This window comes from Pseudomonas sp. D4002 (assembly GCF_013385665.1).
In the GTDB taxonomy this organism is placed as follows: domain Bacteria; phylum Pseudomonadota; class Gammaproteobacteria; order Pseudomonadales; family Pseudomonadaceae; genus Aquipseudomonas.
In genome coordinates this window covers 1-26,259 of the sequence record NZ_JACAPN010000019.1, presented here as the reverse complement: position 1 = coordinate 26,259, position 26,259 = coordinate 1, and the positions used below count along the sequence as shown (strand labels likewise).

Annotated in this window: 26 protein-coding genes and 1 tRNA gene; 21 read left to right on the top strand and 6 right to left on the bottom strand. The window is 59.7% G+C overall.

Annotated elements, in window-relative coordinates; genetic code table 11:
* Positions 1 to 180: 180 nt before the first annotated feature.
* The 17 genes from HX824_RS13990 (at position 181) to HX824_RS13910 (ending at position 13,386) form a co-directional block, all read left to right on the top strand.
* On the top strand, positions 181 to 534 hold the full coding sequence (locus HX824_RS13990) for a ribbon-helix-helix domain-containing protein (RefSeq protein WP_043225921.1): 354 nt from the start codon (positions 181 to 183) through the stop codon (positions 532 to 534).
* 218 nt (positions 535 to 752) lie between these two features.
* Positions 753 to 974 (top strand): FmdB family zinc ribbon protein, encoded by a 222-nt coding sequence (locus HX824_RS13985; RefSeq protein ID WP_003209804.1) that lies wholly within the window; start codon positions 753 to 755, stop codon positions 972 to 974.
* 108 nt (positions 975 to 1,082) lie between these two features.
* On the top strand, positions 1,083 to 2,858 hold the full coding sequence (gene aspS / locus HX824_RS13980; RefSeq protein WP_003209808.1) for an aspartate--tRNA ligase: 1,776 nt from the start codon (positions 1,083 to 1,085) through the stop codon (positions 2,856 to 2,858).
* 151 nt (positions 2,859 to 3,009) lie between these two features.
* Complete coding sequence (locus tag HX824_RS13975) at positions 3,010 to 3,756, top strand: YebC/PmpR family DNA-binding transcriptional regulator (protein ID WP_003209810.1); 747 nt, start codon at positions 3,010 to 3,012, stop codon at positions 3,754 to 3,756.
* A 155-nt stretch (positions 3,757 to 3,911) separates the two neighbouring features.
* Positions 3,912 to 4,436, top strand: coding sequence for a crossover junction endodeoxyribonuclease RuvC (ruvC, locus tag HX824_RS13970; RefSeq protein WP_003209812.1), 525 nt, complete (start codon positions 3,912 to 3,914; stop codon positions 4,434 to 4,436).
* A gap of 115 nt (positions 4,437 to 4,551) precedes the next feature.
* Positions 4,552 to 5,163, top strand: a complete 612-nt coding sequence (gene ruvA / locus HX824_RS13965) for a Holliday junction branch migration protein RuvA (protein WP_003209814.1) — start codon at positions 4,552 to 4,554, stop codon at positions 5,161 to 5,163.
* On the top strand, positions 5,164 to 6,222 hold the full coding sequence (gene ruvB / locus HX824_RS13960; protein WP_003209815.1) for a Holliday junction branch migration DNA helicase RuvB: 1,059 nt from the start codon (positions 5,164 to 5,166) through the stop codon (positions 6,220 to 6,222).
* A 138-nt stretch (positions 6,223 to 6,360) separates the two neighbouring features.
* The gene (gene ybgC, locus HX824_RS13955; RefSeq protein WP_177045890.1) at positions 6,361 to 6,816 is read left to right on the top strand and encodes a tol-pal system-associated acyl-CoA thioesterase; all 456 of its coding nucleotides are present in this window, start codon (positions 6,361 to 6,363) and stop codon (positions 6,814 to 6,816) included.
* Between the two features lies 1 nt (position 6,817).
* Positions 6,818 to 7,513 (top strand): protein TolQ, encoded by a 696-nt coding sequence (gene tolQ, locus HX824_RS13950; RefSeq protein WP_003209819.1) that lies wholly within the window; start codon positions 6,818 to 6,820, stop codon positions 7,511 to 7,513.
* Between the two features lie 23 nt (positions 7,514 to 7,536).
* Positions 7,537 to 7,989, top strand: coding sequence for a protein TolR (gene tolR, locus HX824_RS13945; protein ID WP_161635741.1), 453 nt, complete (start codon positions 7,537 to 7,539; stop codon positions 7,987 to 7,989).
* On the top strand, positions 7,989 to 9,062 hold the full coding sequence (gene tolA / locus HX824_RS13940; protein ID WP_003209823.1) for a cell envelope integrity protein TolA: 1,074 nt from the start codon (positions 7,989 to 7,991) through the stop codon (positions 9,060 to 9,062). Before tolR ends, tolA begins: the two co-directional genes overlap by 1 nt.
* Before the next feature lie 17 nt (positions 9,063 to 9,079).
* Positions 9,080 to 10,360 carry a Tol-Pal system beta propeller repeat protein TolB gene (gene tolB / locus HX824_RS13935; RefSeq protein WP_032868196.1) on the top strand — a complete coding sequence of 427 codons (1,281 nt, stop codon included), beginning with the start codon at positions 9,080 to 9,082 and terminating at the stop codon, positions 10,358 to 10,360.
* Positions 10,361 to 10,415: 55 nt separating this feature from the next.
* Positions 10,416 to 10,916 (top strand): peptidoglycan-associated lipoprotein Pal, encoded by a 501-nt coding sequence (gene pal / locus HX824_RS13930; RefSeq protein WP_003209827.1) that lies wholly within the window; start codon positions 10,416 to 10,418, stop codon positions 10,914 to 10,916.
* Between the two features lie 6 nt (positions 10,917 to 10,922).
* Complete coding sequence (ybgF, locus tag HX824_RS13925; RefSeq protein WP_023659229.1) at positions 10,923 to 11,756, top strand: tol-pal system protein YbgF; 834 nt, start codon at positions 10,923 to 10,925, stop codon at positions 11,754 to 11,756.
* 164 nt (positions 11,757 to 11,920) lie between these two features.
* Complete coding sequence (queE, locus tag HX824_RS13920) at positions 11,921 to 12,568, top strand: 7-carboxy-7-deazaguanine synthase QueE (protein ID WP_087692898.1); 648 nt, start codon at positions 11,921 to 11,923, stop codon at positions 12,566 to 12,568.
* A gap of 1 nt (position 12,569) precedes the next feature.
* Complete coding sequence (gene queC, locus HX824_RS13915; RefSeq protein WP_134327231.1) at positions 12,570 to 13,247, top strand: 7-cyano-7-deazaguanine synthase QueC; 678 nt, start codon at positions 12,570 to 12,572, stop codon at positions 13,245 to 13,247.
* A 63-nt stretch (positions 13,248 to 13,310) separates the two neighbouring features.
* A tRNA-Lys gene (locus tag HX824_RS13910) sits at positions 13,311 to 13,386 on the top strand.
* Between the two features lie 118 nt (positions 13,387 to 13,504).
* On the opposite strand, the gene pstB is transcribed toward HX824_RS13910, so the two are convergent.
* From pstB to lldD, 5 genes are all read right to left on the bottom strand, one after another.
* Positions 13,505 to 14,284: a phosphate ABC transporter ATP-binding protein PstB gene (gene pstB / locus HX824_RS13905; RefSeq protein ID WP_003209835.1), complete on the bottom strand. Its 780-nt coding sequence runs from the start codon at positions 14,282 to 14,284 to the stop codon at positions 13,505 to 13,507.
* Entirely contained in the window at positions 14,284 to 15,156 is an 873-nt protein-coding gene (pstA, locus tag HX824_RS13900; RefSeq protein ID WP_003209837.1) for a phosphate ABC transporter permease PstA, read from the bottom strand. Before pstA ends, pstB begins: the two co-directional genes overlap by 1 nt.
* On the bottom strand, positions 15,153 to 16,148 hold the full coding sequence (gene pstC, locus HX824_RS13895) for a phosphate ABC transporter permease subunit PstC (protein WP_087692899.1): 996 nt from the start codon (positions 16,146 to 16,148) through the stop codon (positions 15,153 to 15,155). Before pstC ends, pstA begins: the two co-directional genes overlap by 4 nt.
* 66 nt (positions 16,149 to 16,214) lie before the next feature.
* The gene (pstS, locus tag HX824_RS13890) at positions 16,215 to 17,231 is read right to left on the bottom strand and encodes a phosphate ABC transporter substrate-binding protein PstS (protein ID WP_003209841.1); all 1,017 of its coding nucleotides are present in this window, start codon (positions 17,229 to 17,231) and stop codon (positions 16,215 to 16,217) included.
* 169 nt (positions 17,232 to 17,400) lie between these two features.
* Positions 17,401 to 18,543: an FMN-dependent L-lactate dehydrogenase LldD gene (gene lldD, locus HX824_RS13885; protein WP_003209842.1), complete on the bottom strand. Its 1,143-nt coding sequence runs from the start codon at positions 18,541 to 18,543 to the stop codon at positions 17,401 to 17,403.
* Between the two features lie 107 nt (positions 18,544 to 18,650).
* Between lldD and HX824_RS13880 the strand changes: the two genes are divergently transcribed.
* Entirely contained in the window at positions 18,651 to 19,556 is a 906-nt protein-coding gene (locus HX824_RS13880; protein ID WP_003209844.1) for a LysR family transcriptional regulator, read from the top strand.
* Here HX824_RS13880 and HX824_RS13875 read toward each other — a convergent pair.
* Entirely contained in the window at positions 19,553 to 21,511 is a 1,959-nt protein-coding gene (locus HX824_RS13875; RefSeq protein WP_134327230.1) for a PAS domain-containing sensor histidine kinase, read from the bottom strand. The two genes, HX824_RS13880 and HX824_RS13875, sit on opposite strands and share 4 nt — an antisense overlap.
* 359 nt (positions 21,512 to 21,870) lie before the next feature.
* On the opposite strand from HX824_RS13875, the gene HX824_RS13870 reads away from it, so the two are divergent.
* The 3 genes from HX824_RS13870 to nadA all read left to right on the top strand — a co-directional run bounded on the left by HX824_RS13870 (position 21,871) and on the right by nadA (position 26,135).
* Positions 21,871 to 23,157, top strand: coding sequence for an OmpP1/FadL family transporter (locus HX824_RS13870; RefSeq protein WP_003209847.1), 1,287 nt, complete (start codon positions 21,871 to 21,873; stop codon positions 23,155 to 23,157).
* A gap of 128 nt (positions 23,158 to 23,285) precedes the next feature.
* Positions 23,286 to 24,857, top strand: a complete 1,572-nt coding sequence (locus HX824_RS13865; RefSeq protein WP_218180478.1) for a lactate dehydrogenase — start codon at positions 23,286 to 23,288, stop codon at positions 24,855 to 24,857.
* A 219-nt stretch (positions 24,858 to 25,076) separates the two neighbouring features.
* The gene (nadA, locus tag HX824_RS13860) at positions 25,077 to 26,135 is read left to right on the top strand and encodes a quinolinate synthase NadA (protein WP_003209852.1); all 1,059 of its coding nucleotides are present in this window, start codon (positions 25,077 to 25,079) and stop codon (positions 26,133 to 26,135) included.
* The last annotated feature ends 124 nt before the right edge of the window (positions 26,136 to 26,259 follow it).

Sequence of the window (26,259 nt, the reverse complement as noted above, 5' to 3'; positions counted from 1 at the left end):
GCCCCTCGCATGCCTGCTTCCCGGCGATTTCCGTGATTCCGCGAGCTTCCTGATACGCGCGTTGGCTTGTCCTACGGTGATCGGCTCCCTGTCTTCTGGCTGCACTTGTCGTCTTGATGTTTTATAGCTCAACGGCCAACGAGAACATGAGTGGCCGTCAGGCAATGGAGTGTCAAGTGTATGTCACGCGGAGCAGGTAATGGAGTTATGGAAACGTGCGGATTGCACAAGATAAAGGTAGATCCCTTTGCCAAGGGGTTCGATATGAACTTGGCCAGGCCATTGTCCCGATCGGTTCGGCTTAATGGTTTTTCGACGTGTTTGCGGCTCGAAGAGGTGTATTGGAATATCCTCGCGGAGATCGCCAGGATCAATACGTGTTCGGTCAGTGCGCTGCTGTCTTACGTGGACCGGGAAGTGCACTTGCGTTATGGCGGTGTAAAGAACTTCAGCGGTCTGGTCAGGGTGGTTTGCGTGGTGCATGTATTGAAAGGGCGGCTTGTCGCGCCCAGTGTCCAGCCGGACCCTGCATGAACCTTGTGCCGGGCGCCCGTCCCGGGATTGCCCCGGGTCGGGCGCCCGGCAGAAGCCTGCTGCAGTCATCTATATAAAGAGCAGCGCGCCGCTACGGCTGCACAGCCTCGATTTACCAGATATAATCCCGGGCTTTGCTGCGCATGCCGGGACTTTCCCACAGGATAGAGCCAGGGCAGGGCGTGGCGCAGTAATGATCTGATCGCCGAGACATCTCCATGCCCATGTACGACTATCAATGCGCTTCCTGTGGTCATCAGTTGGAAGCCATTCAAAAGATCAGCGCAGCGCCGCTGGTCGATTGCCCTGCCTGCCAGGCACCGGAGCTCAAGAAGATGTTGTCCATGCCGGGCTTTCGCCTGAGTGGCAACGGTTGGTACGAGACCGACTTCAAGACCGGTTCGAAGAAGAATCTGGCCGGCGGCGACAAAGCAGACTGAGTTGAACTCTACGCGCAGGCTCCTGCATTATCCGTCACCTGACTTAGCTGTACGGTGATGAGGCGGGCCTCCACCGAATTTCGAATTACGAGAAGCGAAACCACTATCATGATGCGCAGCCACTATTGCGGCCAACTGAACGAGACCCTGGAAGGTCAGGAAATCACCCTTTGCGGATGGGTTCACCGTCGCCGCGACCACGGCGGGGTGATCTTCCTCGATATCCGTGATCGTGATGGTCTGGCCCAGGTGGTGTTCGATCCGGACCGCGCCGAGAGCTTCGCCGCCGCCGATCGCGTGCGCAGCGAGTACGTCGTGAAGATCACCGGCAAGGTTCGCCTGCGTCCGGCCGGTGCCACCAACGCCAACATGGCGTCGGGCATGATCGAAGTGCTGGGTTACGAACTGGAAGTGCTGAACGAGTCGGAAACCCCGCCGTTCCCGCTGAACGAGTTCTCTGACGTTGGCGAAGAAACCCGCCTGCGTTATCGCTTCCTGGACCTGCGTCGCCCGGAAATGGCCGAGAAGCTGCGCCTGCGTTCGCGCATGACCACCAGCATCCGTCGCTTCCTCGACGAGAACGGCTTCCTCGACGTCGAGACGCCGATCCTGACCCGTGCTACCCCGGAAGGCGCCCGCGACTACCTGGTGCCGAGCCGGACCCACGCCGGTTCCTTCTTCGCCCTGCCGCAATCGCCACAGCTGTTCAAGCAACTGCTGATGGTCGCCGGCTTCGACCGTTACTACCAGATTGCCAAGTGCTTCCGTGACGAAGACCTGCGGGCCGACCGCCAGCCTGAATTCACCCAGATCGACATCGAGACCAGTTTCCTCGATGAAAAAGAGATCATGGGCATCACCGAGCAGATGATCCGCAACCTGTTCAAGGAAGTGCTGAACCTGGAGTTCGGCGAATTCCCGCACATGACCTTCGAAGAAGCCATGCGCCGTTACGGTTCCGACAAGCCAGACCTGCGTAACCCGCTGGAACTGGTTGACGTTGAAGACCAACTGAAAGATGTCGACTTCAAGGTGTTCAGCGGCCCGGCCAACGACCCGAAATGCCGTATCGCCGCACTGCGCGTGCCTGGCGCTGCGAGCATGCCGCGCAAGCAGATCGACGACTACACCAAGTTCGTCGGCATCTACGGTGCCAAGGGCCTGGCGTACATCAAGGTCAACGAGCGCGCCAAGGGCGTCGAAGGCCTGCAGTCGCCAATCGTCAAGAACATCCCTGAAGCCAACCTCAATGTGATCCTGGATCGTGTTGGCGCGGTTGACGGCGACATCGTGTTCTTCGGTGCCGACAAGTCCAAGATCGTCAGCGAAGCGCTGGGTGCACTGCGGATCAAGGTCGGCAACGACCTGAACCTGCTGACCTGCCAGTGGGCGCCGATGTGGGTTGTCGACTTCCCGATGTTCGAAGAAAACGACGACGGCAGCTTCAGCGCACTGCACCACCCGTTCACCGCGCCGAAGTGCACGCCGCAAGAGCTGGAAGCCAACCCGGCTGGCGCTCTGTCCCGTGCCTACGACATGGTGCTCAACGGCACCGAGCTGGGTGGCGGTTCGATCCGTATCCACCGCAAGGAAATGCAGCAATCGGTCTTCCGCCTGCTGGGCATCAACGAAGATGAGCAGCAAGAGAAGTTCGGCTTCCTGCTTGACGCCCTGAAATACGGCGCGCCACCCCATGGCGGCCTGGCCTTTGGCCTGGACCGTCTGGTGATGCTGATGACCGGTGCCCAGTCGATCCGTGAAGTGATTGCCTTCCCGAAAACCCAAAGTGCTGCCGACGTCATGACGCAAGCGCCGGGTGTGGTGGATGCCAAGGCACTGCGCGAGCTGCATATCCGTCTGCGCGAGACACCAAAGGCTGAGTAAGGCCGCAGCGTGAAAGCGCGATAAGGTTTTACATTGTCAGCTAAGGGCGCATCTTCGGATGCGCCTTTGCGTTACAAGGGCTGCACGTTAAAGAGGGAAGTCCCGCCTGGGGCGGGATCGACAGGTTTCTACAGAATTTCGGAGTTGTGTTATGGCTGGCCATTCCAAGTGGGCGAACATCAAGCACCGCAAAGAGCGTCAGGATGCCAAGAAAGGCAAGATCTTCACCAAGTGGATTCGCGAGCTGACCGTTGCCGCGCGCCAGGGTGGTGGTGACCCGGGTTCCAACCCGCGCCTGCGCCTGGCCCTGGACAAGGCCCTCGGCGCCAACATGAGCCGCGACATCATCGACCGCGCCGTGGCCCGTGGTGCCGGTGCGGCCGATACAGACGACATGGTCGAGTTGAGCTACGAAGGCTACGGCCCGGGTGGCGTGGCGGTGATGGTCGAGTGCATGACCGACAACCGCAACCGTACCGCGGCTGCCGTGCGCCATGCGTTCAGCAAATGTGGCGGCAACCTCGGCACTGACGGTTCGGTGGCCTACCTGTTTGAGCGCAAGGGGCAGATTTCCTTCGCGCCGGGCGTGGATGAGGATGCGCTGATTGAGGCGGCAATGGAGGCCGATGCCGACGACGTGGTGACCAACGAAGACGGCTCCATCGACGTGTTCACCTCGTTCGCGGGCTTCTATTCGGTGCGTAACGCCCTGGAAGCGGCTGGTTTCAAAGGCACCGACGCGGAAATCGTGATGCTGCCGACCACCAGCGCCGAGCTGGACCTGGACGGGGCGCAGAAGGTACTCAAGATGCTCGACATGCTTGAAGACCTGGATGACGTGCAGAACGTCTATTCCAATGCCGATATTCCGGAATCGGTGGCCGAACAGCTAGGCTGAAGGATGATGCAGATCTAATGTGGGAGCGGGCTTGCTCGCGAAGGCGGCGTGTCAGTCAGTCAATACGGTGACTGATACACCGCCTTCGCGAGCAAGCCCGCTCCCACATTTTGATCTTGGCTATATCAAGAATTTTTTATCCAACTGCAGGCGTTATGACTCTAATCCTTGGTATCGACCCCGGTTCGCGAATCACCGGCTTTGGCGTGGTCCAACAGACCCCGCGAGGCTGCGTGTACGTGGCGTCGGGCTGTATCCGTACCGGCGCCGGCGAGTTGGCCGAGCGCTTGCAGATCGTGTATCGCGGCGTGCGTGAAGTGATCCAGACCTATGGGCCGGTGACCATGGGCATCGAAAAAGTGTTCATGGCGAAAAACGCCGACTCCGCCCTGAAGCTCGGCCAGGCCCGCGGTGCGGCCATTGTGGCCGGAGCCGAGGAGGGCATGGAGATCGCTGAATACACCGCGACCCAGGTCAAGCAAGCCGTGGTCGGTACCGGTGCTGCCAATAAAGAGCAGGTGATGATGATGGTCATGCACATGCTCAAACTCACCGCCAAACCGCAAATCGATGCCTCCGACGCCCTGGCCATTGCCATTTGCCATGCCCATACCCGTTCCAGCCTGATGCCCCATGGCTTGGGGACCGCACGCAGTCGTGGCGGCCGGCTGCGTCTCTGATAGCATCAGCGCATTCATTCTGCGTGGGGTGCATGAACGGCCTGTGCTGTCGGCCGGCATGCCCGCGTTATTACCGGCCAGGCCTTGATTTGAGCCGATTCTTAAGGATTCGAACGTGATTGGACGCTTGCGCGGCACCCTGGCTGAGAAACAGCCACCGCACCTGATTCTGGATGTAAACGGGCTGGGTTATGAGCTTGAAGTGCCCATGACCACCCTCTACCGCTTACCGTCGGTCGGTGAACCGCTGACCCTGCACACTCACCTGGTGGTGCGCGAAGACGCGCAATTGCTCTATGGGTTCGTTGGCAAGCGTGACCGGGATTTTTTCCGTGAGCTGATCCGCCTCAACGGCGTGGGGCCGAAGCTGGCGCTGGCGCTGATGTCGAGCCTGGAAGTGGATGAATTGGTGCGCTGTGTGTCGGCCCAGGACACGTCCGCGCTGACCAAGGTGCCGGGCGTTGGCAAGAAAACCGCCGAGCGCCTGCTGGTGGAGCTCAAAGACCGCTTCAAGGCCTGGGAGGTTGTGCCGAGCATGTTTGCCCTGGTGCCCAACCAGCCTGATGCGCCGGGTGTGCCGGTGGCCAGCGCTGAAAGCGATGCGGTCAGCGCGCTGATCTCCCTGGGCTACAAGCCGCAAGAGGCGAGCAAGGCCGTGTCAGCCATCAAGGACAAGAACCTGAGCAGCGAAGACATGATCCGCCGCGCCCTGAAGGGAATGATTTAAGTGATTGAAGCTGATCGTCTGATCGCGGCCACCGGGCCTCGTGATCGTGAAGAAATCCAGGACCGGGCGATTCGCCCCCTGAGCCTTGCCGAATACATCGGCCAGCCCACCGTGCGCGAGCAGATGGAGCTGTTCATCCAGGCCGCGCGCGGGCGCAGCGAGTCCCTGGACCACACGTTGATCTTCGGCCCGCCCGGGCTCGGCAAGACCACCCTGGCCAACATCATCGCCCAGGAAATGGGCGTGTCGATCAAGTCCACCTCCGGCCCCGTGCTGGAGCGCCCGGGCGACCTGGCGGCGCTGCTGACCAACCTGGAGCCCCACGACGTACTGTTTATCGACGAGATCCACCGGCTTTCGCCCATCGTCGAGGAAGTACTGTACCCGGCCATGGAAGACTTCCAGCTGGACATCATGATCGGTGAAGGCCCGGCGGCGCGCTCGATCAAGCTCGACCTGCCACCGTTCACGCTGGTGGGTGCGACCACCCGTGCGGGCATGCTGACCAACCCGCTGCGAGACCGTTTCGGGATTGTTCAACGTCTAGAGTTCTATAGCACGGCGGATCTGGCCACCATCGTCAGCCGTTCGGCGAGCATCCTTGGCTTGCCCCTGGACCCGGAAGGCGCCTTTGAAATCGCCCGCCGCGCCCGTGGTACCCCGCGGATTGCCAACCGTCTGCTGCGCCGGGTGCGCGACTTTGCCGAAGTGCGGGCCAAGGGGCATATCACCAAGCCCGTGGCAGACCTGGCGCTGAACCTGCTGGATGTGGATGAGCATGGCTTTGATCACCAGGACCGGCGCCTGCTGTTGACCATGATCGAGAAGTTCGATGGCGGCCCGGTGGGCGTGGACAGCCTCGCCGCCGCCATCAGCGAAGAGCGGCATACGATTGAGGATGTACTGGAGCCGTATCTGATTCAGCAGGGCTACATCATGCGCACGCCAAGGGGGCGTGTGGTCACCCGGCATGCGTATCTGCACTTTGGGTTAAACATTCCGTCACGATTGGGCGAGATGCCCGTAGTAGACGAATTCCTCGATGCAGTAGACGATTAAAAACGCTTGGCGATTCGATTTATTCGGAGTTTGTGCTGTCCTAGTGGCTGGCGTCGTCATTCTTTCGTTAGAAATGTGCCACAGAATGAAAAACAGTTGCCTGGCCGGATTGGCAACCTGAGGAGTAAGCACTAGAGTATGCGCGCGCAAAACGGGGATCAGTCGTTCGCACATCGCTGTCGCGTTTATTACGAGGACACCGATGCTGGCGGCATCGTTTATTACGTCAATTACCTAAAGTTCATGGAGCGGGCTCGAACCGAGCGGCTACGGGATCTGGGCTTTGCCCAATCCCAGCTGGCAGGGGAGGACCTGTTGTTTGTCGTGCATTCCAGCGAGGCGCGTTACCACGCGCCGGCGCGACTGGACGACGAGCTGCTGGTCAGCGCAGAAATAACCGAATTGAACCGTGCCAGCCTGCGCTTTAAACAGCAGGTCAGGCGGGCTACGGATGCAACGCTGCTCTGTGAGGGGCAGTTCCTGGTGGCCTGTGTTCGCACCAATAGTTTGAAACCCCGGGCCATTCCCGAAACTCTACGCGCGGCCTTTGCCGGCGTGAGCGGCGCGGGTAAACATTCAGAGCAGGAGATTTAGCGTGGAACCTACCGTCGTCGACCATTCCTCCATGTGGAGCCTGGTCAGCAATGCCAGTGTCGTGGTTCAACTGGTGATGCTGGTCCTGGTAGCCGCATCGGTTACCTCTTGGGTCATGATTTTTCAGCGCAGCAACCTGCTGCGTGCTGGTCGACGTGCCCTGGAGAGCTTCGAAGAGCGCTTCTGGTCGGGTATCGACCTGTCCAAGCTGTACCGCCAGGCGGGCAGCAACCCGGACCCGGATTCGGGCGTCGAGCAGATCTTCCGCGCCGGCTTCAAGGAATTCTCCCGTCTGCGCCAGCAGCCAGGCGTTGACCCGGAAGCGGTCATGGAAGGTGTGGCCCGTGCCATGCGCGTCGCCATCTCCCGCGAAGAAGAAAAGCTTGAGCAAAGCCTGCCGTTCCTCGCCACCGTAGGTTCCGTCAGCCCGTATATCGGCCTGTTCGGTACCGTATGGGGGATCATGAACTCCTTCCGCGGCCTGGCCCAGGCCCAGCAAGCGACCCTGGCCACCGTGGCCCCGGGTATCGCCGAAGCGCTGATCGCCACCGCCATCGGCCTGTTCGCAGCTATTCCCGCAGTAATCGCCTACAACCGTTTTGCCGCTCGTGGCGAAACCTTGATCAGCCGTTACTACACCTTCGCCGATGAATTCCAGGCGATCCTGCACCGTAAAGTGCACACCAGCGAAGAATAAGCAGGTAATTCCCAATGGCTTTAATCGCTCGAGCTCGCAAAAAGCGCAAGCCGGTCGCCGAGATGAACGTAGTGCCTTACATCGACGTGATGCTGGTGCTGCTGGTTATCTTCATGGTGACCGCGCCGATGCTCAATCAGGGCGTGAAGGTTGATCTGCCCAAGGTTTCCAGCGAAGCCTTGCCGCAGGACAACAACACCCAGGTCCTGACCATTTCGATCAAGGCTGACAAGACCTATTACTGGAACCTTGGCAGCGAAGTCGACACTCAGAAACAGCAGGACAAGGCCATGACCTTGCCGCAGATGACTGATGCCGTGACCAAGATCATTCGCGCCGGCAACGAAGGTGGCAAGCACACCCAGGTGTTCATTCGCGGCGACAAGGTCGTCGACTACGGCTCCGTCATGGGCGCCATGGGCGGGCTGCAGAAGGCCGGGGTCGGTAATGTTGGCTTGATTACCGAGGCGCCCTGATGCACCAACAGCGAGAGCCGTCCGCCTCGGAAAGCTACTTCTGGCCTAGCGTCTGGGCAATTGCCCTGCACGTCCTGGTGTTTGGCATGCTGTTCGTCAGCTTTGCCATGACCCCGGACCTGCCGCCAGCCAAGCCGATCGTGCAGGCGACCCTGTATCAGCTGAAATCGAAAAGCCAGGCCACCACCCAGACCAATCAGAAGATTGCGGGTGAGGCCCAGAAGTCGGCTGCGCGCCAGACTGAAGTCGAGCAGATGGAACAGAAGAAGGTCGAGCAGGAAGCGGTGAAGGCTGCTGCGGAACAAAAGAAAGAAGAGGCGGCTCAAAAGGCCGAGGAATCGAAAAAGGCTGACGAGGCGAAGAAAGCTGCAGAGGCGCAAAAGGCTGATGAAGCCAAGAAAGCCGATAAAGCTGCCGAAGCCAAGAAGGCTGAAGAGAAACAATTGGCTGATATAGCCAAGAAGAAATCTGAAGAAGAAGCCAAGAAGGCTGCCGAAGAAGAGGCCAAGAAAAAGGCCGCTGAAGACGCGAAGAAAAAGATAGTCGAAGACGCGAAGAAGAAAGCCGCGGACGACGCCAAGAAGAAAGCTGAAGCTGACGAGGCGAAGAAGAAGATCGCCGACGATGCGAAGAAGAAAGCTGCTGCCGATGCCTCCAAGAAAAAGGCCCAGGAAGCAGCGCGTAAATCGACCGAAGACAAAAAGGCCCAGGCCTTGGCCGATTTGCTTTCCGACACGCCGCAGCGCCAGCAAGCCTTGGCCGATGAACGTGGTGATGAAGTCGCGGGCAGTTTCGACGACCTGATTCGTTCACGGGCAGCGGAAGGGTGGACCCGTCCTCCTTCGGCACGTAAAGGCATGACAGTAGTGCTGCAGATCGGCATGTTGCCGGACGGTACGGTGACTTCGGTCAGCGTGGCCAAGTCCAGTGGCGACGGTTCGTTCGACAGTTCGGCGGTAGCAGCGGTCAAGAACATTGGCCGGTTGACCGAGATGCAGGGAATGAAACCAAGCGACTTCGCTCCCTACCGTTCATTCAAGATGACATTCACACCTGAGGATCTAGCCTTGTGAGAAACCTTCTTCGAGGAATGCTTGTCGTTATTTGCTGCATGGCAGGGATAGCGGCGGCGGATGAAAAGAACATCCTGGTCACCAGCGGTAGCGATCGGGCCACCCCGATCGCCGTTGTGCCGTTTGGCTGGCAGGGCGGCAGCGTGCTGCCGGACGACATGTCGCAGATCATCAGCGATGACCTGCGCAACTCCGGCTACTACGCACCGATCGACAAAGGCAACATGATCAGCCAGCCGACCCAGGCCAGCGAAGTCATCTTCCGTGACTGGAAAGCGCTGAACGCCCAGTACCTGATGGTGGGCAGCATCACGCCCGCCGGCGGTCGCCTGCAGATCCAGTACACCCTGTTCAACGTCGCGACCGAGCAGCAAGTGCTGACCGGCAGCGTGTCGGGCACCACGGATCAGCTGCGGGACATGGCGCACTACATCTCCGACCAGTCGTTTGAAAAACTGACCGGGATCAAGGGTGCCTTCTCCACGCGCTTGCTCTATGTAACGGCCGAGCGTTTTTCGGTAGACAACACTCGTTACACTTTGCAGCGTTCCGACTATGACGGCGCGCGTGCAGTGACGTTGCTGCAATCCCGTGAGCCGATCCTGTCGCCGCGTTTCGCGCCAGATGGCAAGCGTATCGCCTACGTGTCCTTTGAACAGAAGCGTCCACGGATCTTCGTCCAGCACATCGATACCGGTCGCCGTGAGCAGATCACCAACTTCGAAGGCCTGAATGGCGCGCCAGCCTGGTCGCCGGATGGTTCACGCCTGGCATTCGTGCTGTCCAAAGATGGCAACCCGGACATCTACGTGATGAACATGGCTTCGCGCCAACTGAGCCGTGTTACCAGCGGCCCGGGCATCAACACCGAACCGTTCTGGGGCAAGGATGGCTCGACCATCTACTTCACCTCCGACCGTGGCGGCAAGCCGCAAGTCTACAAAACCAGCGTCAACGGCGGCGGCGCCGAACGAGTGACCTTTATTGGTAACTACAACGCTGCACCTAAGCTTTCGGCTGATGAAAAGACGTTGGTGATGATTCACCGTCAGGATGGTTTCACTAATTTCCGGGTTGCGGCCCAGGATTTGCAGCGTGGAACCGTAAAAATCCTTACAGATACCAACCTTGATGAGTCAGCTACTGTTGCGCCCAACGGCACCATGGTAATCTACGCCACCCGCCAGCAGGGCCGGGGAGTCTTGATGCTCGTGTCCATTAATGGACGCGTAAGGCTCCCGCTTCCTACCGCTCAAGGCGAAGTCAGAGAACCGTCCTGGTCCCCTTACCTGAACTGACGCGGCGCTACAAAAAGAAGTACTTAACACACTGGGGTTCATTAGGAGTTTCACGATGGAAATGCTGAAGTTTGGTAAGTTTGCTGCTCTGGCTCTGGCTCTGTCCGTAGCCGTTGGTTGCTCGTCTAAAGGCGGCGACAATGCCGGTGAAGGCGCAGCTGTTGATCCAAACGCTGGTTACGGCGCTAACACTGGTGCAGTTGACGGCTCCCTGAGCGAAGAAGCTGCTCTGCGCGCTATCACCACTTTCTACTTCGAATACGACAGTTCGGACCTGAAACCAGAAGCCATGCGCGCTCTGGACGTTCACGCGAAGGACCTGAAAGCTAACGGCGCTCGCGTTGTTCTGGAAGGTAACACCGACGAACGTGGTACTCGTGAGTACAACATGGCACTGGGCGAGCGTCGTGCGAAAGCCGTTCAGCGCTACCTGGTTCTGCAAGGTGTTGCTCCAGGCCAACTGGAACTGGTTTCCTACGGTAAAGAGCGTCCAGTTGCTACTGGCCACGACGAGCAGTCCTGGGCTCAAAACCGTCGCGTCGAACTGCGTAAGTAATTCGTCATGCGAACGTGCCGTCGTGCTCTAACTGTATTGGCTCTCAGCCTGGCACCGCTTGCGGTGTGGGCTGCGGTTCCTGTGGAAGATAGCAACTCTGGCTATAACAATAGCGGGAGCAGTTATCCGCCAGCGGGTTATGGCACGAACGGCGCCTATGCCGGGGGCGCGGCAACTGCCGCGCCTTCGGCACAGGGCGAACTGTTCAACCAGCTGCAACGCATGCAGGATCAATTGTCGCAGCAACAAGGCACGATTGAGGTTCTGCAGAATCAAGTGAACCAGCTGAAGCAAGAAGGCCTGGAGCGTTACCAGGATCTTGATCGACGCATTGGAGCCGGCGTTACACCAGCCGCTACTCCTGATAATTCTTCTGCCGGTGGCGCCGCAAGCGCCGCCGGTGGTGCAGCAGCAGGGGCCGCGGCTGCCAGCCAAGCCCCTGCCGCCAGCAGCGAACCGGGTGATCCGGCGAAGGAAAAGCTGTATTACGATGCAGCCTTCGACCTGATCAAAGCCAAGGATTTCGATAAGGCCAGCCAGGCTTTTACCGCATTCCTGCGCAAATACCCGAACAGCCAGTACGCGGGCAACGCCCAGTACTGGTTGGGTGAGGTGAACCTGGCCAAGGGTGATCTGCAGGGCGCAGGCCAGGCATTTGCCAAGGTCAGCCAGCTGTACCCCAAGCACGCCAAGGTGCCGGATTCGCTGTACAAACTGGCTGACGTAGAACGCCGCCTGGGTCATACCGACAAGGTCAAAGGCATTCTGCAGCAGGTGGTGGCCCAATATCCGGGTACCTCTGCGGCCCAGTTGGCTCAGCGGGATCTGCAACGCATGTAAGCGTCGCAACCCGTTCAGAAGAAACCCGCGCCCTGCGCGGGTTTTTTCGTTAGAATCCACGCCCTTTTATGAAACACGCTTCCTGGGGTTTACGCGTTGGCGCAATTCCTCGAAGTGCCTGACGGAGGCGGACAGCCTGTTTAGCTGTTACGCCCGTGGCGACTATGCAAGACACATTACGTATCACCGAAGTTTTTTACTCGTTGCAGGGTGAAACGCGCACTGCCGGGCTGCCCACTGTATTTGTGCGCCTCACCGGTTGCCCGCTGCGTTGCCAGTACTGCGACAGCGCCTACGCCTTCAGCGGCGGCACCGTGCGCACCCTTGAAGACATCCTTGAGCAGGTGGCCGGTTACCGGCCGCGTTATGTCTGCGTCACGGGTGGCGAGCCACTGGCACAGCCCAATGCCATTCCCTTGCTCAGGCAGTTGTGCGATGCCGGCTACGAGGTGTCCCTGGAAACCAGCGGCGCCCTCGATATCTCTGCAGTCGACCCTCGGGTCAGCCGAGTCGTCGACCTCAAGACCCCAGGCTCCAAGGAAGTGCACCGCAACCGCTACGAGAACATCGAGCTGCTGACGGCCAACGACCAGGTCAAGTTCGTCATCTGTTCCCGTGAAGACTACGACTGGGCGACCTCCAAGCTGATCCAGTATGGCCTGGACCGCCGCGCCGGCGAAGTGCTGTTTTCCCCCAGCCATCATGACCTGAATGCTCGCGACCTGGCCGACTGGGTTGTTGCAGACAACCTTCCGGTGCGTCTGCAACTGCAGCTGCACAAGTACCTGTGGAACGACGAGCCGGGGCGCTGAGATGACTGATCAAAAACGTGCGGTGATCCTGCTGTCCGGCGGCCTCGACTCTGCGACAGTGGTCGCCATGGCCCGTGCAGAAGGCTATAGCTGCTACACCATGAGCTTCGACTACGGCCAGCGTCACCGTGCCGAACTGAACGCTGCCGCCCGTGTCGCCCGACACCTGGGCGCGGTGGAGCACAAGGTGATCGGCCTGAATCTCGACGGCATGGGTGGCTCGGCGCTGACCGACAGCTCCATCGACGTGCCGCAAGGCCCCAGCGAAGGCATTCCGGTGACCTACGTGCCGGCACGCAACACGGTCTTCCTGTCCCTGGCCCTCGGCTGGGCCGAGGTGCTCAATGCCCGCGACATCTTCATCGGCGTCAACGCCCTGGACTACGCCGGATACCCGGACTGCCGCCCCGAGTACATCGAGTCGTTCGAGCGCATGGCCAACCTGGCGACCAAGGCCGGTGTAGAAGGGCAGGGCTTTCGCATCCTGGCGCCACTGCAGAACCGCAGCAAGGCCGATATCGTGAAGGCAGGCGTAGGACTTGGCGTCGATTACTCGCTGACTGTTTCCTGCTATCAGGCAGACACTGATGGTCGCGCTTGTGGGAAATGCGACAGCTGCAGACTGCGTGCAGAGGGCTTCCAAGCGGCCGGAATTACTGACCCAACGCGTTATTTCTGATTTATTTTAAATAAGGTGTTGAATAATCCTTAGAAATCAGTATTATACGCGCCACCACACAGCGGGTCGTTAGCTCAGTTGGTAGAGCAGTTGGCTTTTAACCAATTGGTCGTAGGTTCGAATCCCACACGACCCACCATTTTTGGCGGTTTAGAAAATCCGGAAGGCCCACGCAAGTGAGGATTTCCGGGTTTTTTTTTGCCCAGTAAAAAGCCGATCACTCTCGCGACAGAGAGTGATCGGCTTTTTTGTTAAAGCTAGCCAAACCGCCCGGTGATGTAGTCCTCGGTCTGTTTCATCTTCGGCTTGGTGAAGATCTCATCCGTATTGCCATGCTCAATCAGTTCGCCCATGAACATGAACGCCGTGCTGTCCGACACCCGGGCGGCCTGCTGCATGTTGTGGGTCACGATGATCACCGTGTATTGCTCTTTCAGCTCGGTGATCAACTGCTCGATGCGCCCGGTGGAAATCGGGTCGAGCGCCGAGGTCGGTTCATCCAGCAGCAATACCTGTGGGCGCAGCGCAATGGTGCGGGCGATGCACAGGCGTTGCTGCTGCCCGCCTGAGAGACTCTGGGCGCTCTGCTTGAGTTTGTCTTTCACCTCATCCCACAGCGCGCCGCCGCGCAAGGCTTGCTCGACTCGATCATCCATTTCCCGGCGCGACAGCTTTTCGTGGTGGCGCACGGCATAGGCGATGTTGTCGTAGATCGACATCGGGAACGGTACCGGCTTCTGGAAGACCATTCCGACGTGGCTGCGCAGGCGGTTCATCGAATAGCCGGGGGCGAGGATGTTTTCGCCATTGAGCAGCACTTCACCGCGGGCTTCCTGCTTCGGGTACATCGAGTAGATACGGTTGAACACGCGCAGCAAGGTCGACTTGCCGCAGCCCGATGGGCCGATGATCGCGGTGATGCGTTTTTCCGGAATGTCGATGTCGATGGATTTCAGCGAACGCTGGTTGTTGTAGAAAAACTCCAACCCACGGACACGGATTTTGGTTTTTTCAGGATCAAGGCGGGTCGATTGCATCAGTGGGACCTATTGCGCAAAAGAATCAGGCGAGACAGCAAGCTCAGCACCAGCACGAACATCGTCAGTACCAAGGCGCCTGCCCATGCGAGGGAGTGCCAGTCATCGAAGGGGCTCATGGCGTACTGGAAAATAACCACCGGCACGCTGGCAATCGGCTTGAGCAGGTTGCTGCTCCAGAACTGGTTGCCGAAGGCGGTGAACAGCAGCGGCGCGGTTTCCCCGGTAATCCGCGCCAGCGCCAGCAGGATGCCGGTCACCACGCCGGCCTTGGCCGCTCTCAACACGATCTGCAACGTCAGTTTCCACTGGGGTACGCCCAGGGCCAGGGCCGCCTCGCGCATGGTGGAAGGTTGCAGTTGGAGCATCTCGTCGGTCGTGCGCACCACCACCGGAATCACCAGCAAGGCCAGCGCCAGGGCACCGGCAATGGCGGAGAAACCTACCTGGTGATTGGTCAGCAGGTTCAGCGGCAGGATCACCCCGGTGTAGATGAACAGGCCCAGCACGATCGACGGCGCGGACAGCAGGATGTCGTTGATGAAACGCACCGTGGTACCCAGGCGCGAGTGCCGTGCGAATTCCGCCAGCCAGATACCGGCCATCAGTCCGATGGGCGTGCCAATCAGCAGCGCAATCCCGGACATCAGGGCGCTGCCATAAAACGCGTTGGCCAGGCCGCCGTCTGTTCCGGGTGGCGGCGTCATCTCGGTAAACAGGCGCAGGTTGAGCGCCTGAAAGCCGTTGATGATGGTGGTCAGCAGAATCCACGCCAGCCACAGCAGGCCAAAGACTGTCGCGCCACAACTGAGCAGCATGGCCACCCGGTTCTTCAAGGCACGCTTGCGGTACAGGCGTTCGTTGCTGCTCATAGGCCCTCCTTGCGGGACAGGCGCATGAGCATCAGCCGCGCCAGTGCCAGCACCACGAATGTCACGATAAACAGCAGGAAGCCCAGGGCGATCAGCGCCGAACGATGCAGGTCGGTGTACGCCTCGCTGAACTCGTTGGCGATGACGGACGCGATGGAACTGCTGGGCATCAGCAACGAGGCGGAGAACTGTTGCGCGTTGCCCAGCACGAAGGTCACGGCCATGGTTTCACCCAGGGCGCGACCGAGGCCGAGAAAGATCCCGCCGACCACTGCCGAACGGGTGTAGGGCAGGACGATGTCCCACACCACTTCCCAGGTAGTACTGCCCAGTGCGTAGGCCGACTCCTTCAATTGAGTCGGCACACTGCGGAAAACCTCATGCATCACCGACGTGATGAACGGCGTGATCATGATCGCCAGCACGATGCCGGCGGTCAGCATCCCGATGCCCAGCGGTGGCCCCTGGAACAGCGATCCAATAAACGGAAGCGCACCCAGGTAATCGTTGATCCAGGGTGACAAGTGTTCAGCCATAAAGGGCCCGAAAACAAACAGGCCCCACATGCCATAGATAATCGAGGGAATGCCCGCGAGCAATTCAACGGCGGAGGCGACCGGCATTCTCAGCCAGGGCGGCGCCACTTCGGTGAGGAAAATCGCGATGCCGAAACTCACCGGCACCGCAATCAGCAACGCCAGCAACGAGGTGACCAAGGTGCCGTAGATCGGTACCAGGGCGCCAAAGTGGTTGTTGACCGCATCCCACTCGGTGCTGGTGATGAAACCGAAACCGAAGGTCTTGAAGGCCAGGCCACCGCCCCACAGGGTGGAGGCGGCGATGCTTGCCAAGAGCAGCAGCACCAGCATCGCGGCCCCGAACATCGAGCGTTTGAACCACAGATCGTGGCGCTGATCGCGAGCGGCGCGGCTATCACCCGACACGTCGCTTGCGTGAGTAGTCATAACCAGGGATTGCACGGTGTCGTTCATATCAGAAGTGCTCACCCGCCTCCATCAAGCATGCACATGCTTGAGGAAGGGGGCTATAGAGGCGGATCAGTGGGCGAAGTCAGACTTCCAGTAACCTTCGATCCGGGTCACGAGGGAATCGGGCAACGCTACGTAGTCCAATGCCGCAGCCTGCTGCTGACCTTTCTCCAACGACCATTTGAAGAAGTTGAAAGCGGCCTGGCTTTGCTCGGCGTTTTTTGCCTGCTTGTACATGATGATCCAGGTGGTCGCCGTGATCGGCCACGCGTTCTCGCCCGGTGCGTTGGTCATGATCAGGTTGAAGTCATGGGCGTTGGCCCAATCGGCAGTATCAGCCGCTGCCTGGAAGGCCTTGGCGTTGGGCTCGACGAATTTGCCGGACGCGTTCTTCAGTGAGGCGTAGGTCATCTTGTTTTGCAGGGCGTAGGCGTATTCAACAAAGCCGATGGAGTTCTTGATCTGCTTCACGTAGGCCGAAACACCTTCGTTACCCTTGCCGCCCACACCGACCGGCCACGGCACGGTGGTGCCGAAACCGATTTTGGTTTTCCAGCCATCACTGACCTTGGAGAGGTAGTTGGTGAAGTTGTACGAGGTGCCCGAGCCGTCCGAGCGGTGGACCACGGTGATATTCGCGCCCGGCAGTTTCAAGCCGGGGTTGAGGGCGGCAATCGCCGGGTCGTTCCAGGCCTTGATGTCACCGAGGAAGATCTTCGCCAGCACATCACCATCGAGTTTCAGCTGGCCAGCTGCAACGCCCTCGACGTTCATCACCGGCACGATGCCGCCAATCACGCTTGGGAATTGGCCGAGGCCGCCGGCCTTCAGTTCATCCGCCGACAGCGGCGCGTCGGACGCACCGAAGTCCACGGTAGCCGCCTTGATCTGGGCGATACCACCACCGGAGCCGATGGACTGGTAGTTGATCCGGTCACTGGAGCTTTTGCTGTATTCCTGGGACCACTTGGACAGCACCGGGTAGACGAAACTGGAGCCTGCGCCCGTGACGTCAGTGGCGTGAGCGACACCACTCAGGCACAGGGCAGTGAACAACACTGACAGACTCTTTTTGGTCAGCAACATCACGACGACACCTCAAAGGAAGGGGGCAGGTGGAGGACTCCACCTGCCTGGGACGTGACGATTTAATTCCTGAAATGTGTCTGTTTAATGACGGTTTGGCTTTATGAAGAAACATTTAGAAATATCTGTGGGCGACCCCGGAAGGGATGCTCCGAGGTCGCTGCACTGATCAACCCTGGCTGCGCACCAGGATCGACTCATCGATCTGGGCGATCGACGTGACTCCGGTCAACGTCATGGCCACGCGCATTTCCTTGGCGAAGATATCCAGCAGGTTCTCCACGCCACGCTGCCCGTCGGCGGCCAGTGCGTAAGCCTGTGCACGGCCCAGCAGAACGCCCTTGGCGCCCAGCGCGAGCATGCGCACCACGTCCAGCCCCGAGCGTACGCCGGAGTCCACCAGCACCGTCAGATCGCTGCCCACGGCTTGTACGATAGGCGCCAGTGCCTTGGCTGTGGACAGCACGCCATCAAGCTGGCGCCCGCCGTGGTTGGATACGACGATGCCGTCGGCACCAAAGCTCACCGCGTCCTTGGCATCCTGTGGGTCGAGGATGCCTTTGATGATCATCGGGCCTTTCCAGAATTCGCGGATCCACTCCAGGTCTTTCCAACTGATGGAAGGGTCGAAGTTGTTGGCCAGCCAGCCGATGTAGTCCTTCAGTTGGGTGGGCTTGCCCAGGTACTTGGAGATGTTGCCCAGGTCGTGGGGGCGACCCAGCAGGCCCACATCGAAGGCCCAGGCTGGTTTGGTCATGGCCTGCAGGATTTGGCGTTGCGGCCCGTAGGCACCGGACATACCCGAATGGGCATCGCGATAACGCGCGCCGGGGGTGGGCATGTCGACCGTGAACACGAGGTTTTTCACCCCGGCGGCCTGGGCGCGCTCCAGGGCGTTTTTCATGAAGCCGCGGTCTTTCAGCACATACAGCTGAAACCAGATCGATTGCGGGCTCTGGGACGCCACTTCCTCGATCGGGCACACGGAAACGGTCGACAGGCAAAACGGAATGCCCTTGTTCGCTGCCGCCTTCGCCGCCTGGACTTCACCACGCCGGGCAAACATGCCGGTCAGGCCCACCGGGCTGAGGACCACCGGCATCGCCAATGGCTGGTCGAACAACGTGGTTTCAAGGCTCAGGCTTTCGACGTTGCGCAGGATGCGCTGGCGCAGGCTGATATCCGACAGGTCGGAGCTGTTGGCCCTGAGGGTGTGTTCGGCGTAGGCGCCGCCGTCGATGTAGTCGAACAGGAAACGCGGCAGTTTGCGGCGGGCGGCTTCGCGGTAATCCGATGCAGACGAAATGATCATGAACAGTGATGCCCCGAGTGAAGAAAACGGTGGGGTGAGGATAGACAAAGGCCTTTCATGGTAAAAACAACTTTTCCAACTTGAATCAAGTCGCAAACGGAATACTCATGAACCTTCGTACGTTGCTGGCCTTTGTCGAAGTAGTTCGCCAGGGCAGCTTCTCACAAGCAGCCGAGGTGGTTTCGCTCACCCAGTCTACCGTCAGCAAGGCGGTCAAGACTCTGGAAGATGAATTGGGCACGCCGCTGTTCAATCGCATCGGCCACAAGAGCGAGCTCACGGCCGCCGGCGAAATTGCCTACCGCCGAGCGCTGGTGTTGCTGGCGGAGCGCAGTGACCTGGTGGCCGAGATCAACGACTTGCTGGGGCTTAAGCGCGGTGTATTGCGCATCGGCTTGCCGCCGGTGGGCAGTGGGGTGCTGTTTGCGGCGATGTTTGCCTTGTATCGACAGCGTTATCCGGAAATCGAGATCGAGCTGATCGAGCATGGCAGCAAGAAGTTGGGCGAATGCCTGGAGGCCGGGGAGGTGGACCTGGCCGCGTTGCTGGTACCGGTGGCGGGAGAATTTGAATATCAGGATGTGCGCGTCGAGCCACTGATGGTGGTGATGCCGATCGACCATCCTTTGGCCGGGCGTAAAAGCGTCGATTTTTCCGACCTGGCTGACTCGCCCTTTATTCTGTTCGAGGCCGGGTTTGCGCTTAACCGGATCATTCTCACAGCCTGCGAGCGCAGAGGCGTAGTCCCGCGTATCACCGCCCGCAGTGCCCAGATCGACTTTATCGTCGACCTGGTTGCCGCAGGCCTGGGTGTCGCGTTTCTACCGAGCATGCTGGCTTACAAACACCTGCACGCCGGCATCGCCCTGATCCAGCTGGACGAGCCCCAGACTGATTGGCACATCGCCCTGGCCTGGCGGCGACAGGCGCACTTGCCACCGGCGGCGCGGGCCTGGCTGGATCTGGCCCTGGAGATGGGGAATGTTCCGGACACGACCCGGCCTGCGGTCTAGCCTTGTGCGACCAGGGGCAGGCGGCTCTTGACGACTTTTTGCAGCAGCAGGGCCAGCACCTCGGTGGAATACGGCTTTTGCAGCAAGACAAAACGGCTGGCTTCTTCCTGGGCGATACGCGCGTATTCGTCGTTGTAGCCGGTGGTGAGCACCACCGGCAGCCATGGGTACAAGGCTTCGATTGCGTCCAGCAACTCCAGGCCACTCATGCCGGGCATGGAGATATCGGAGAACACCACCTGGAAGCTTTCCGGGTTGGGGGCCAGGGCTTCCAGCGCGCTGTTCGCATCCGGCACCCACAGCACGTGAAAGCCCATCTGTTCCAGGGTTTGCGAGGTGTACAGGCCCACATCGGCGTTGTCCTCGACCATCAGCACGCACAAGCCTGAGATGATGGGCGAAGCGCTGGTGTCTTGAGGTACCGGCATGGCACTTGGCTCGACCTTGGGCAGGTACAGCGTAAATTGGCTACCCCTGCCGCACTCGCTCTGTACCAGGATTTCCCCGCCTGATTGCTTGGCGAAGCCGTACACCTGGGACAAGCCCAGGCCGGTGCCCTGGCCGATACCCTTGGTGGTGTAGAAGGGCTCAAAGATCGCGTCGAGTTTTTCCGGCGGGATACCCGAGCCGGTGTCCGCCAGTTCGATGGTCACGTAATCGGCGATGCGTACCGGGTGAGCGCGAACCGAGGGTAGCCAGGTTGCCGTCGAAACGGTGATGGTCAAATGCCCGTTGCCGGCCATGGCATCCCTGGCGTTCACCACCATGTTGACCAGCGCGGTATCGAACTGGCTTTCGTCGGCGTTGATAAAGCAGGCGTCGTCAGGCACCTGGATGCTTACCTTGACCCGTGAACCGGTCAGGCTGTCCATCATCTCGCCCACCCGCTTTACACTTTCGCCGACGTTGAACACCTCGGGTCGCAAAGCCTGGCGGCGGGCGAATGTGAGCAACTGGGCCGTCAGGCGGGCCGCGCGATCGACCGTGCTGGCGATGGCTTCCACGTATTTCACGCGGCGTGCTTCGCTCAGGGCAGGTGGCTTGAGCAAGTCGGCACAGGACTTGATCACCGTCAGCAGGTTATTGAAATCATGTGCGACACCGCCAGTGAGCTGGCCGATGGCTTCCAGTTTCTGTGACTGACGCAGGGCGTCTTCCGACAGTCGCAGGGCTTCCTTGGCTTCTTCCTCAGCCTGGATATCGCGGCCCACGGCGTGGATGTAGTCGCTGTCGGGCACGGCCGTCCAGGCGATCATGCGGTAGCTGCCGTCCTGGTGGCGGTAACGGTTCTTGAAATTGGGGAAGTTCTTGCCATCGCCCAAACGGCTGACCGCCGAGGATGAGACGGCCAGGTCGTCGGGGTGGACCAGGGCCAGCAACTGGCTGCCCACCAGGTCGTTTTCGGCGTGGCCGAGCATGCGTGTCCAGGCCGGGTTCACGGCGGAGATCACACCGTCGAGTTGTGCCACCAGCATCAGGTCCGGCGACAGGCGCCAGATACGGTCGCGATCGCGAGTGCGTTCGACCACCCGCTGTTCCAGGGACTCGTTGAGTTTGCGCAGGGACTCTTCGGCTTCGCGCAGGGGCGTGATGTCCCGGGACACGCAGAGGATTTTCTCCGGCAGGCCGTCACTGCCCATGATCGGGCTGACGTTCACGTGCCACCATTTAAGGTTGCCGGCCAGGGTGTGGGCAGCGCCGACAAAGCTGGCATTGCGACCGGCCTTGGCGGCCTCAACGGCAGCCTTGGCATCGAGATTGCCCTGGTCGTGCCAGAAGTCGGGCCAGGGGCAGCCGCGGATCGCATTGAAGTCGCTGACTTCCATGATCTGCTTGCCGCCTTCGCTCATGAAGGTCAGGCGGGCGTCGAGGTCCAGCACCTTGATGCAATCGTTGATGCTGGCAAGCACGCGTTCGGTGAAGGCTTCGCTGTGGTTGAGGCCCGCGGCGGACAAATCACTCTCGCCAGATTCAGGTGGGCTGTTTGTCTCAGGCCCCGTCCCGATAGTGCTATTCATTTGAGTGCTGCCACGCGTGTTAAATGGCCGTCATCATGTCATTGCGACACTTATATCACCAGCGCCTTCACGCTTATTCGATGGCAGGCAATCCGGCATGCTCCAAGCGTGACGGCGAGATTAAAACCCGTCAGTCATATTCAGGTTCCGGGGTCTGAATAAGTGCTGGAAAAACCGTCGAAGTCTTTGAAAAAAATAGGATTGTCGGACAATTTTGCGCATGAAAAACTCTTCATAATTTGCCCGCTCGAAGATTGGTAGCTTCCTCTCGCTGCCCAATAATTCGAGTTCTAATAATGAATAAAAAACTCTTCAAGAGCGCTTTGGCGCTGTCGATTTCCCTTGCCTCCACTTCCTTGTTTGCCGGTGGTTTCGCCCTCAACGAACAAAGCATCAGTTCAATGGGGACCGGTTACGCCGGGCGTTCCTCCTCCGCGGATGACGCCAGCACGGTGTTTGGCAACCCGGCGGGCATGTCTCGCCTCAAGCAGAATGAAGTGAGCATCGGGGCGACCTACCTGGATGCCAAGTCGAACATCAAGGACGCCAGTTCCAGCCAAGGTGGCGTGGACAACCCCGGCACCAACAAAGGCGATATGGTCCCCGGCATCGCCGTACCGATGGGCTACCTGGTGACGCCGATTGATGAACACTGGGCGTTTGGCCTGGGAATCTACGCGCCGTTCGGCCTCGTGACCGACTATGAACACAGCTTCCAGGGCAATGGCTTTGGCAACAAAAGCAAGGTTCAAGTCATCACCGTGCAGCCAACCGTCAGCTATGCCTTCAACGACAAGGTTTCGGTGGGCTTCGGTCCGACCTTCAACCGTATCAGTGGCGAACTGGACTCCAAGGTCCCGGCATTTGGCCTCGGCACGGAAAACGTAAAGGTCAAGGGCGACGACACCGCCACCGGTTTCAACGCCGGTATCCTGGTGCAGCCGATTGAAAGCACGCGCATTGGTGTGACCTACCACTCGCAGGTTGTGTATCACCTGTCGGGCAAAACCAACGCCTCGGGGGTGCTCACCGACCTGGTGGATGGCGGCCCGCAGCGGTATGACGCCAAGCTGGATGTCACCACGCCGTCGTCCGTGGACTTCTCGGTCACCCATAAACTCAACGATGACTGGACCCTGTACGTCGGCAGCACCTACACCCGCTGGAGCCAGTTGAAGAAGATTACGATCAACAACAGTGGCGTCTCTGACCTCGCCACCGAACTGGCCGGCCTGAACTCCATCACCGAAGAACAGCACTGGCATGACACCTGGTCTCACGCCATCGGCCTGTCGTACCAGTTGAACAAGCAACTGGTGCTGCGTACCGGCTTTTCGGTGGACCAGACGCCCACCAACAACACCGACCGGTCCGTACGTATTCCTACGGGCGATCGCACGGTGTTCAGCTTGGGCGCCGGCTGGACGCCAGTGGATAACCTGACCTTCGACGTCGCTTATTCCTACCTGAAAGAAGAGCCGATCAAGGTCCGCGACAATAATCCGCAACTGGCGCTGACCTACGACGCCAAGTATGAAAACAGCGCCAACGGTTTCGGCGGTTCGGTGACTTACCGCTTCTGATGCACCGGAAGAGGGCAAAGAGTCAGTTTTCTGACATGGCTCTTTGCTAGCAATTGTATCGGTCGCGCTACCAAACCTTCCCTGTCTTGGTTAAATTGGCTGCAATCCAGCTCAAGACAGGGATCGTCATGACTACGCTTTCGCCGATCAGCTCGGCCATCGCCCTTACCAATCGACCCGCCGTTACCCCGCCAGCTACGCAGGCGCCAGAAACGGACGCCGCTGCCGTGCGACCTTCCTCGGTGGTCAGCCTTGGCAATGTCACGGTGGACGTTCAAGCCGAGACGTATTCCCGCAACGGCCAATTGCCCGGCCATGGGCCGATCAATGCCTGGGAAAGTGACAGCGACGATGCGGTCACCAAAGCGATCAGCACGAATTTCCCTGCACTGCCCAGAGGCACAGGCTTCAGCGGCCTGGGCGCCACCCTGATCGAGCAATTTGCGAAGAGCGGTACCGACATTTCCCAGTCGGCGCTGAGCACCAGCTCTTCCAGGACCCAAAGCCCCGCCGAACTCAAGGTTCAACAGGCGCTGCTGCACAGCAGGGCCGACAACCTGGTCAGCCTGACCGTCAAGACGGCCAGCGGCAAGACCGTCACCTTCAGCCTGGCCAGCCAGTTCGGAGGCTTGGCCGCGCAGGCGAAGGTGGACAGTGGCGCCCTCAGCGCCGCCGAACTCAAGGAAGTCGCCAAGTTGGGCGAAGCCTTCCAGGACGCGATCGACGGCCTGGCCGCCCAGCCGCCGAAGCTCGAGCTGAGCAAGCTGACGCAGTTTGATTCCAGCGTATTGGCTTCGGTGGACCTCAGCGGCAAATTGAAAGTGAGCAATACTGACGACCTCACGCTTGCATTCCATGCGGACAGCCAGGGCCGCACCACGCGCATGAGTAGCCCGGCGGGGGAAGTGAATCTCTCGGTCGACCTGAAGAACGCCGGCATCCTCGGCAACGCCAAGCAACAGGCAATCGCGCTGAAAAGCTACCTGGCCCAGTTCGACAAGGCCCAGGCGCGGGGCAAGGCAGATGCTGACCTGATGGCGATGTTCAAGGATGCGTTTACCGCCATGAACAGCAACTACCCGCAGGGCGCCAAAGCGCCTGCGCCGCTGACCCGCAGCGCGGCAGATCAAGGCCTGCTGACGGGCCTGGCGGATTTCAAGGCCTCCATCAGCCAGGCGGCCAGCTCCCCCAACCCGGCGCGCCCAGGGGAAACCGATACGTTTGCCTATGGGATTTCCCAGAAAACGCGCATCGGCGGCAATGACCTCTCCAATCGCACGATCGATCAGGTCCAGCGATCAAGCCTCAAGGCCAGTTTCCATCAGGGCCTGGATGGCGGGAAGCCGCCGGCTTTCGATACCAGGCGCGAGTCGCAGAACTACCTCTATGTGCAGGTCGACGACAAGGCCAGCAGTGCGGCGAACATCACCTACAAGGATGGCTTCCTGACCAACGCCTCCGTGGACCAAAGCGCCAGCCAGAACACCCGCACCCAGCGATACGAGATGGCTCGACTGGTTAACGACAGCGTGGTACCGAACGAGGCCACCAGCCATCGCGACTACCTGGTACTGCTGGAATATGCGGCGCGGGAAGGCAAGAGTGCCAAGGGCGCCGATGAAACCATCCTGAAGGATGCCCTGGCGAACATGCATCAGGGGGCGTTGCTGCAAGACGATCCGTCCGCTTTGCCCGGTTAAACCGGTCGTTGTAAAAAAGGGAAACCCCTGGCCGGGTTTCCCTTTTTCATGCCTGGCCGAATCCCAGATTAGGCTTTTGAAACCATTCGATATTCTGTAGCCTTGCGCAGCTTCACCGTGCTTGATGAACACAATCACTTCGTCCGGCGGCGCCCGAAAGGCTCCAGAGCCGGTGGTACACTCGACTTTCGCGCAACTGCGCCTGCAGGTCTTGCGAACATGACGCAAATTTCCGAACGCCTTCTGGTCCAAGCCCACCTCGACGCCAAGCAGCCCAAGGTGCTGAGCGCCGAAGAAGAGGCGGGCTACCGCGCCGCCATCGCCGCCGAGCTCAAGGCTCAGGACGCGGTGCTGGTGGCACACTTCTACTGCGACCCGGTGATTCAGGCCCTGGCCGAAGAAACCGGTGGTTGTGTGTCCGACTCCCTGGAAATGGCCCGCTTCGGCGCGGCGCACCCGGCCAAGACCGTATTGGTGGCGGGCGTGCGATTCATGGGGGAGACGGCCAAGATCCTCACGCCTGAAAAACGCATCCTGATGCCGACACTGGAAGCCACGTGCTCCCTGGACCTTGGCTGCCCGGTGGATGAGTTCTCGGCATTCTGTGATCAGCACCCTGAGCGCACGGTGGTGGTATATGCCAACACGTCGGCGGCGGTGAAAGCCCGTGCTGATTGGGTGGTGACTTCCAGTTGTGCGCTGGAGATTGTCGAAAGCCTGATGGATAACGGCGAGACGATTATCTGGGGGCCGGACAAGCATCTGGGCACCTATATCCAGCGTCAGACGGGGGCGGACATGTTGCTGTGGGATGGTGCGTGCATCGTTCACGAGGAGTTCAAGTCCAAGCAGTTGGAGGACATGAAGGCGTTGTACCCGGACGCGGCGATTCTGGTGCACCCGGAGTCGCCCACTTCGGTGATTGAGTTGGCGGATGCGGTGGGGTCTACCAGCCAGTTGATTGCGGCGGCGCAGCGGTTGCCGAACAAGACGTTTATCGTGGCCACCGACCGCGGCATTTTCTACAAGATGCAGCAGCTGTGCCCGGACAAGGTGTTTGTCGAGGCGCCGACGGCGGGGAATGGGGCGGCGTGTCGCAGTTGTGCGCATTGCCCGTGGATGGCGATGAATACCCTGGAGCGCACGCTGCAGTGTTTGCGTGAGGGGAGTAATGAGATTTTTGTTGAGCCTTCGGTGATTCCGCAGGCGGTTAGACCGCTGAAGCGGATGTTGGATTTTACTCAGGCGGCTCGGTTGAGGTTGGCGGGGAATGCTTGATTTGCGGTGGGTTGGTTTGTGTACATATCCGTTGCTGCGGTAACGGCCACCTATGGTTCCGCTCTTACAGCGGGTCACTTTTGGCAAGCGCCCCAAAAGTAACCAAAAGGTCTTTGCCCCACCA

Bases quoted from the DNA above. Each gene is read 5' to 3' on its own strand.
- HX824_RS13990 (WP_043225921.1), top strand. From the start codon at position 181: ATGTCACGCGGAGCAGGTAATGGAGTTATGGAAACGTGCGGATTGCAC.
- HX824_RS13985 (WP_003209804.1), top strand. From the start codon at position 753: ATGCCCATGTACGACTATCAATGCGCTTCCTGTGGTCATCAGTTGGAA.
- aspS (WP_003209808.1), top strand. From the start codon at position 1,083: ATGATGCGCAGCCACTATTGCGGCCAACTGAACGAGACCCTGGAAGGT.
- HX824_RS13975 (WP_003209810.1), top strand. From the start codon at position 3,010: ATGGCTGGCCATTCCAAGTGGGCGAACATCAAGCACCGCAAAGAGCGT.
- ruvC (WP_003209812.1), top strand. From the start codon at position 3,912: ATGACTCTAATCCTTGGTATCGACCCCGGTTCGCGAATCACCGGCTTT.
- ybgC (WP_177045890.1), top strand. From the start codon at position 6,361: ATGCGCGCGCAAAACGGGGATCAGTCGTTCGCACATCGCTGTCGCGTT.
- tolA (WP_003209823.1), top strand. From the start codon at position 7,989: ATGCACCAACAGCGAGAGCCGTCCGCCTCGGAAAGCTACTTCTGGCCT.
- tolB (WP_032868196.1), top strand. From the start codon at position 9,080: ATGCTTGTCGTTATTTGCTGCATGGCAGGGATAGCGGCGGCGGATGAA.
- pal (WP_003209827.1), top strand. From the start codon at position 10,416: ATGGAAATGCTGAAGTTTGGTAAGTTTGCTGCTCTGGCTCTGGCTCTG.
- ybgF (WP_023659229.1), top strand. From the start codon at position 10,923: ATGCGAACGTGCCGTCGTGCTCTAACTGTATTGGCTCTCAGCCTGGCA.
- queE (WP_087692898.1), top strand. From the start codon at position 11,921: ATGCAAGACACATTACGTATCACCGAAGTTTTTTACTCGTTGCAGGGT.
- queC (WP_134327231.1), top strand. From the start codon at position 12,570: ATGACTGATCAAAAACGTGCGGTGATCCTGCTGTCCGGCGGCCTCGAC.
- pstB (WP_003209835.1), bottom strand. From the start codon at position 14,284: ATGCAATCGACCCGCCTTGATCCTGAAAAAACCAAAATCCGTGTCCGT.
- pstA (WP_003209837.1), bottom strand. From the start codon at position 15,156: ATGAGCAGCAACGAACGCCTGTACCGCAAGCGTGCCTTGAAGAACCGG.
- pstC (WP_087692899.1), bottom strand. From the start codon at position 16,148: ATGAACGACACCGTGCAATCCCTGGTTATGACTACTCACGCAAGCGAC.
- pstS (WP_003209841.1), bottom strand. From the start codon at position 17,231: ATGTTGCTGACCAAAAAGAGTCTGTCAGTGTTGTTCACTGCCCTGTGC.
- lldD (WP_003209842.1), bottom strand. From the start codon at position 18,543: ATGATCATTTCGTCTGCATCGGATTACCGCGAAGCCGCCCGCCGCAAA.
- HX824_RS13880 (WP_003209844.1), top strand. From the start codon at position 18,651: ATGAACCTTCGTACGTTGCTGGCCTTTGTCGAAGTAGTTCGCCAGGGC.
- HX824_RS13870 (WP_003209847.1), top strand. From the start codon at position 21,871: ATGAATAAAAAACTCTTCAAGAGCGCTTTGGCGCTGTCGATTTCCCTT.
- HX824_RS13865 (WP_218180478.1), top strand. From the start codon at position 23,286: ATGACTACGCTTTCGCCGATCAGCTCGGCCATCGCCCTTACCAATCGA.
- nadA (WP_003209852.1), top strand. From the start codon at position 25,077: ATGACGCAAATTTCCGAACGCCTTCTGGTCCAAGCCCACCTCGACGCC.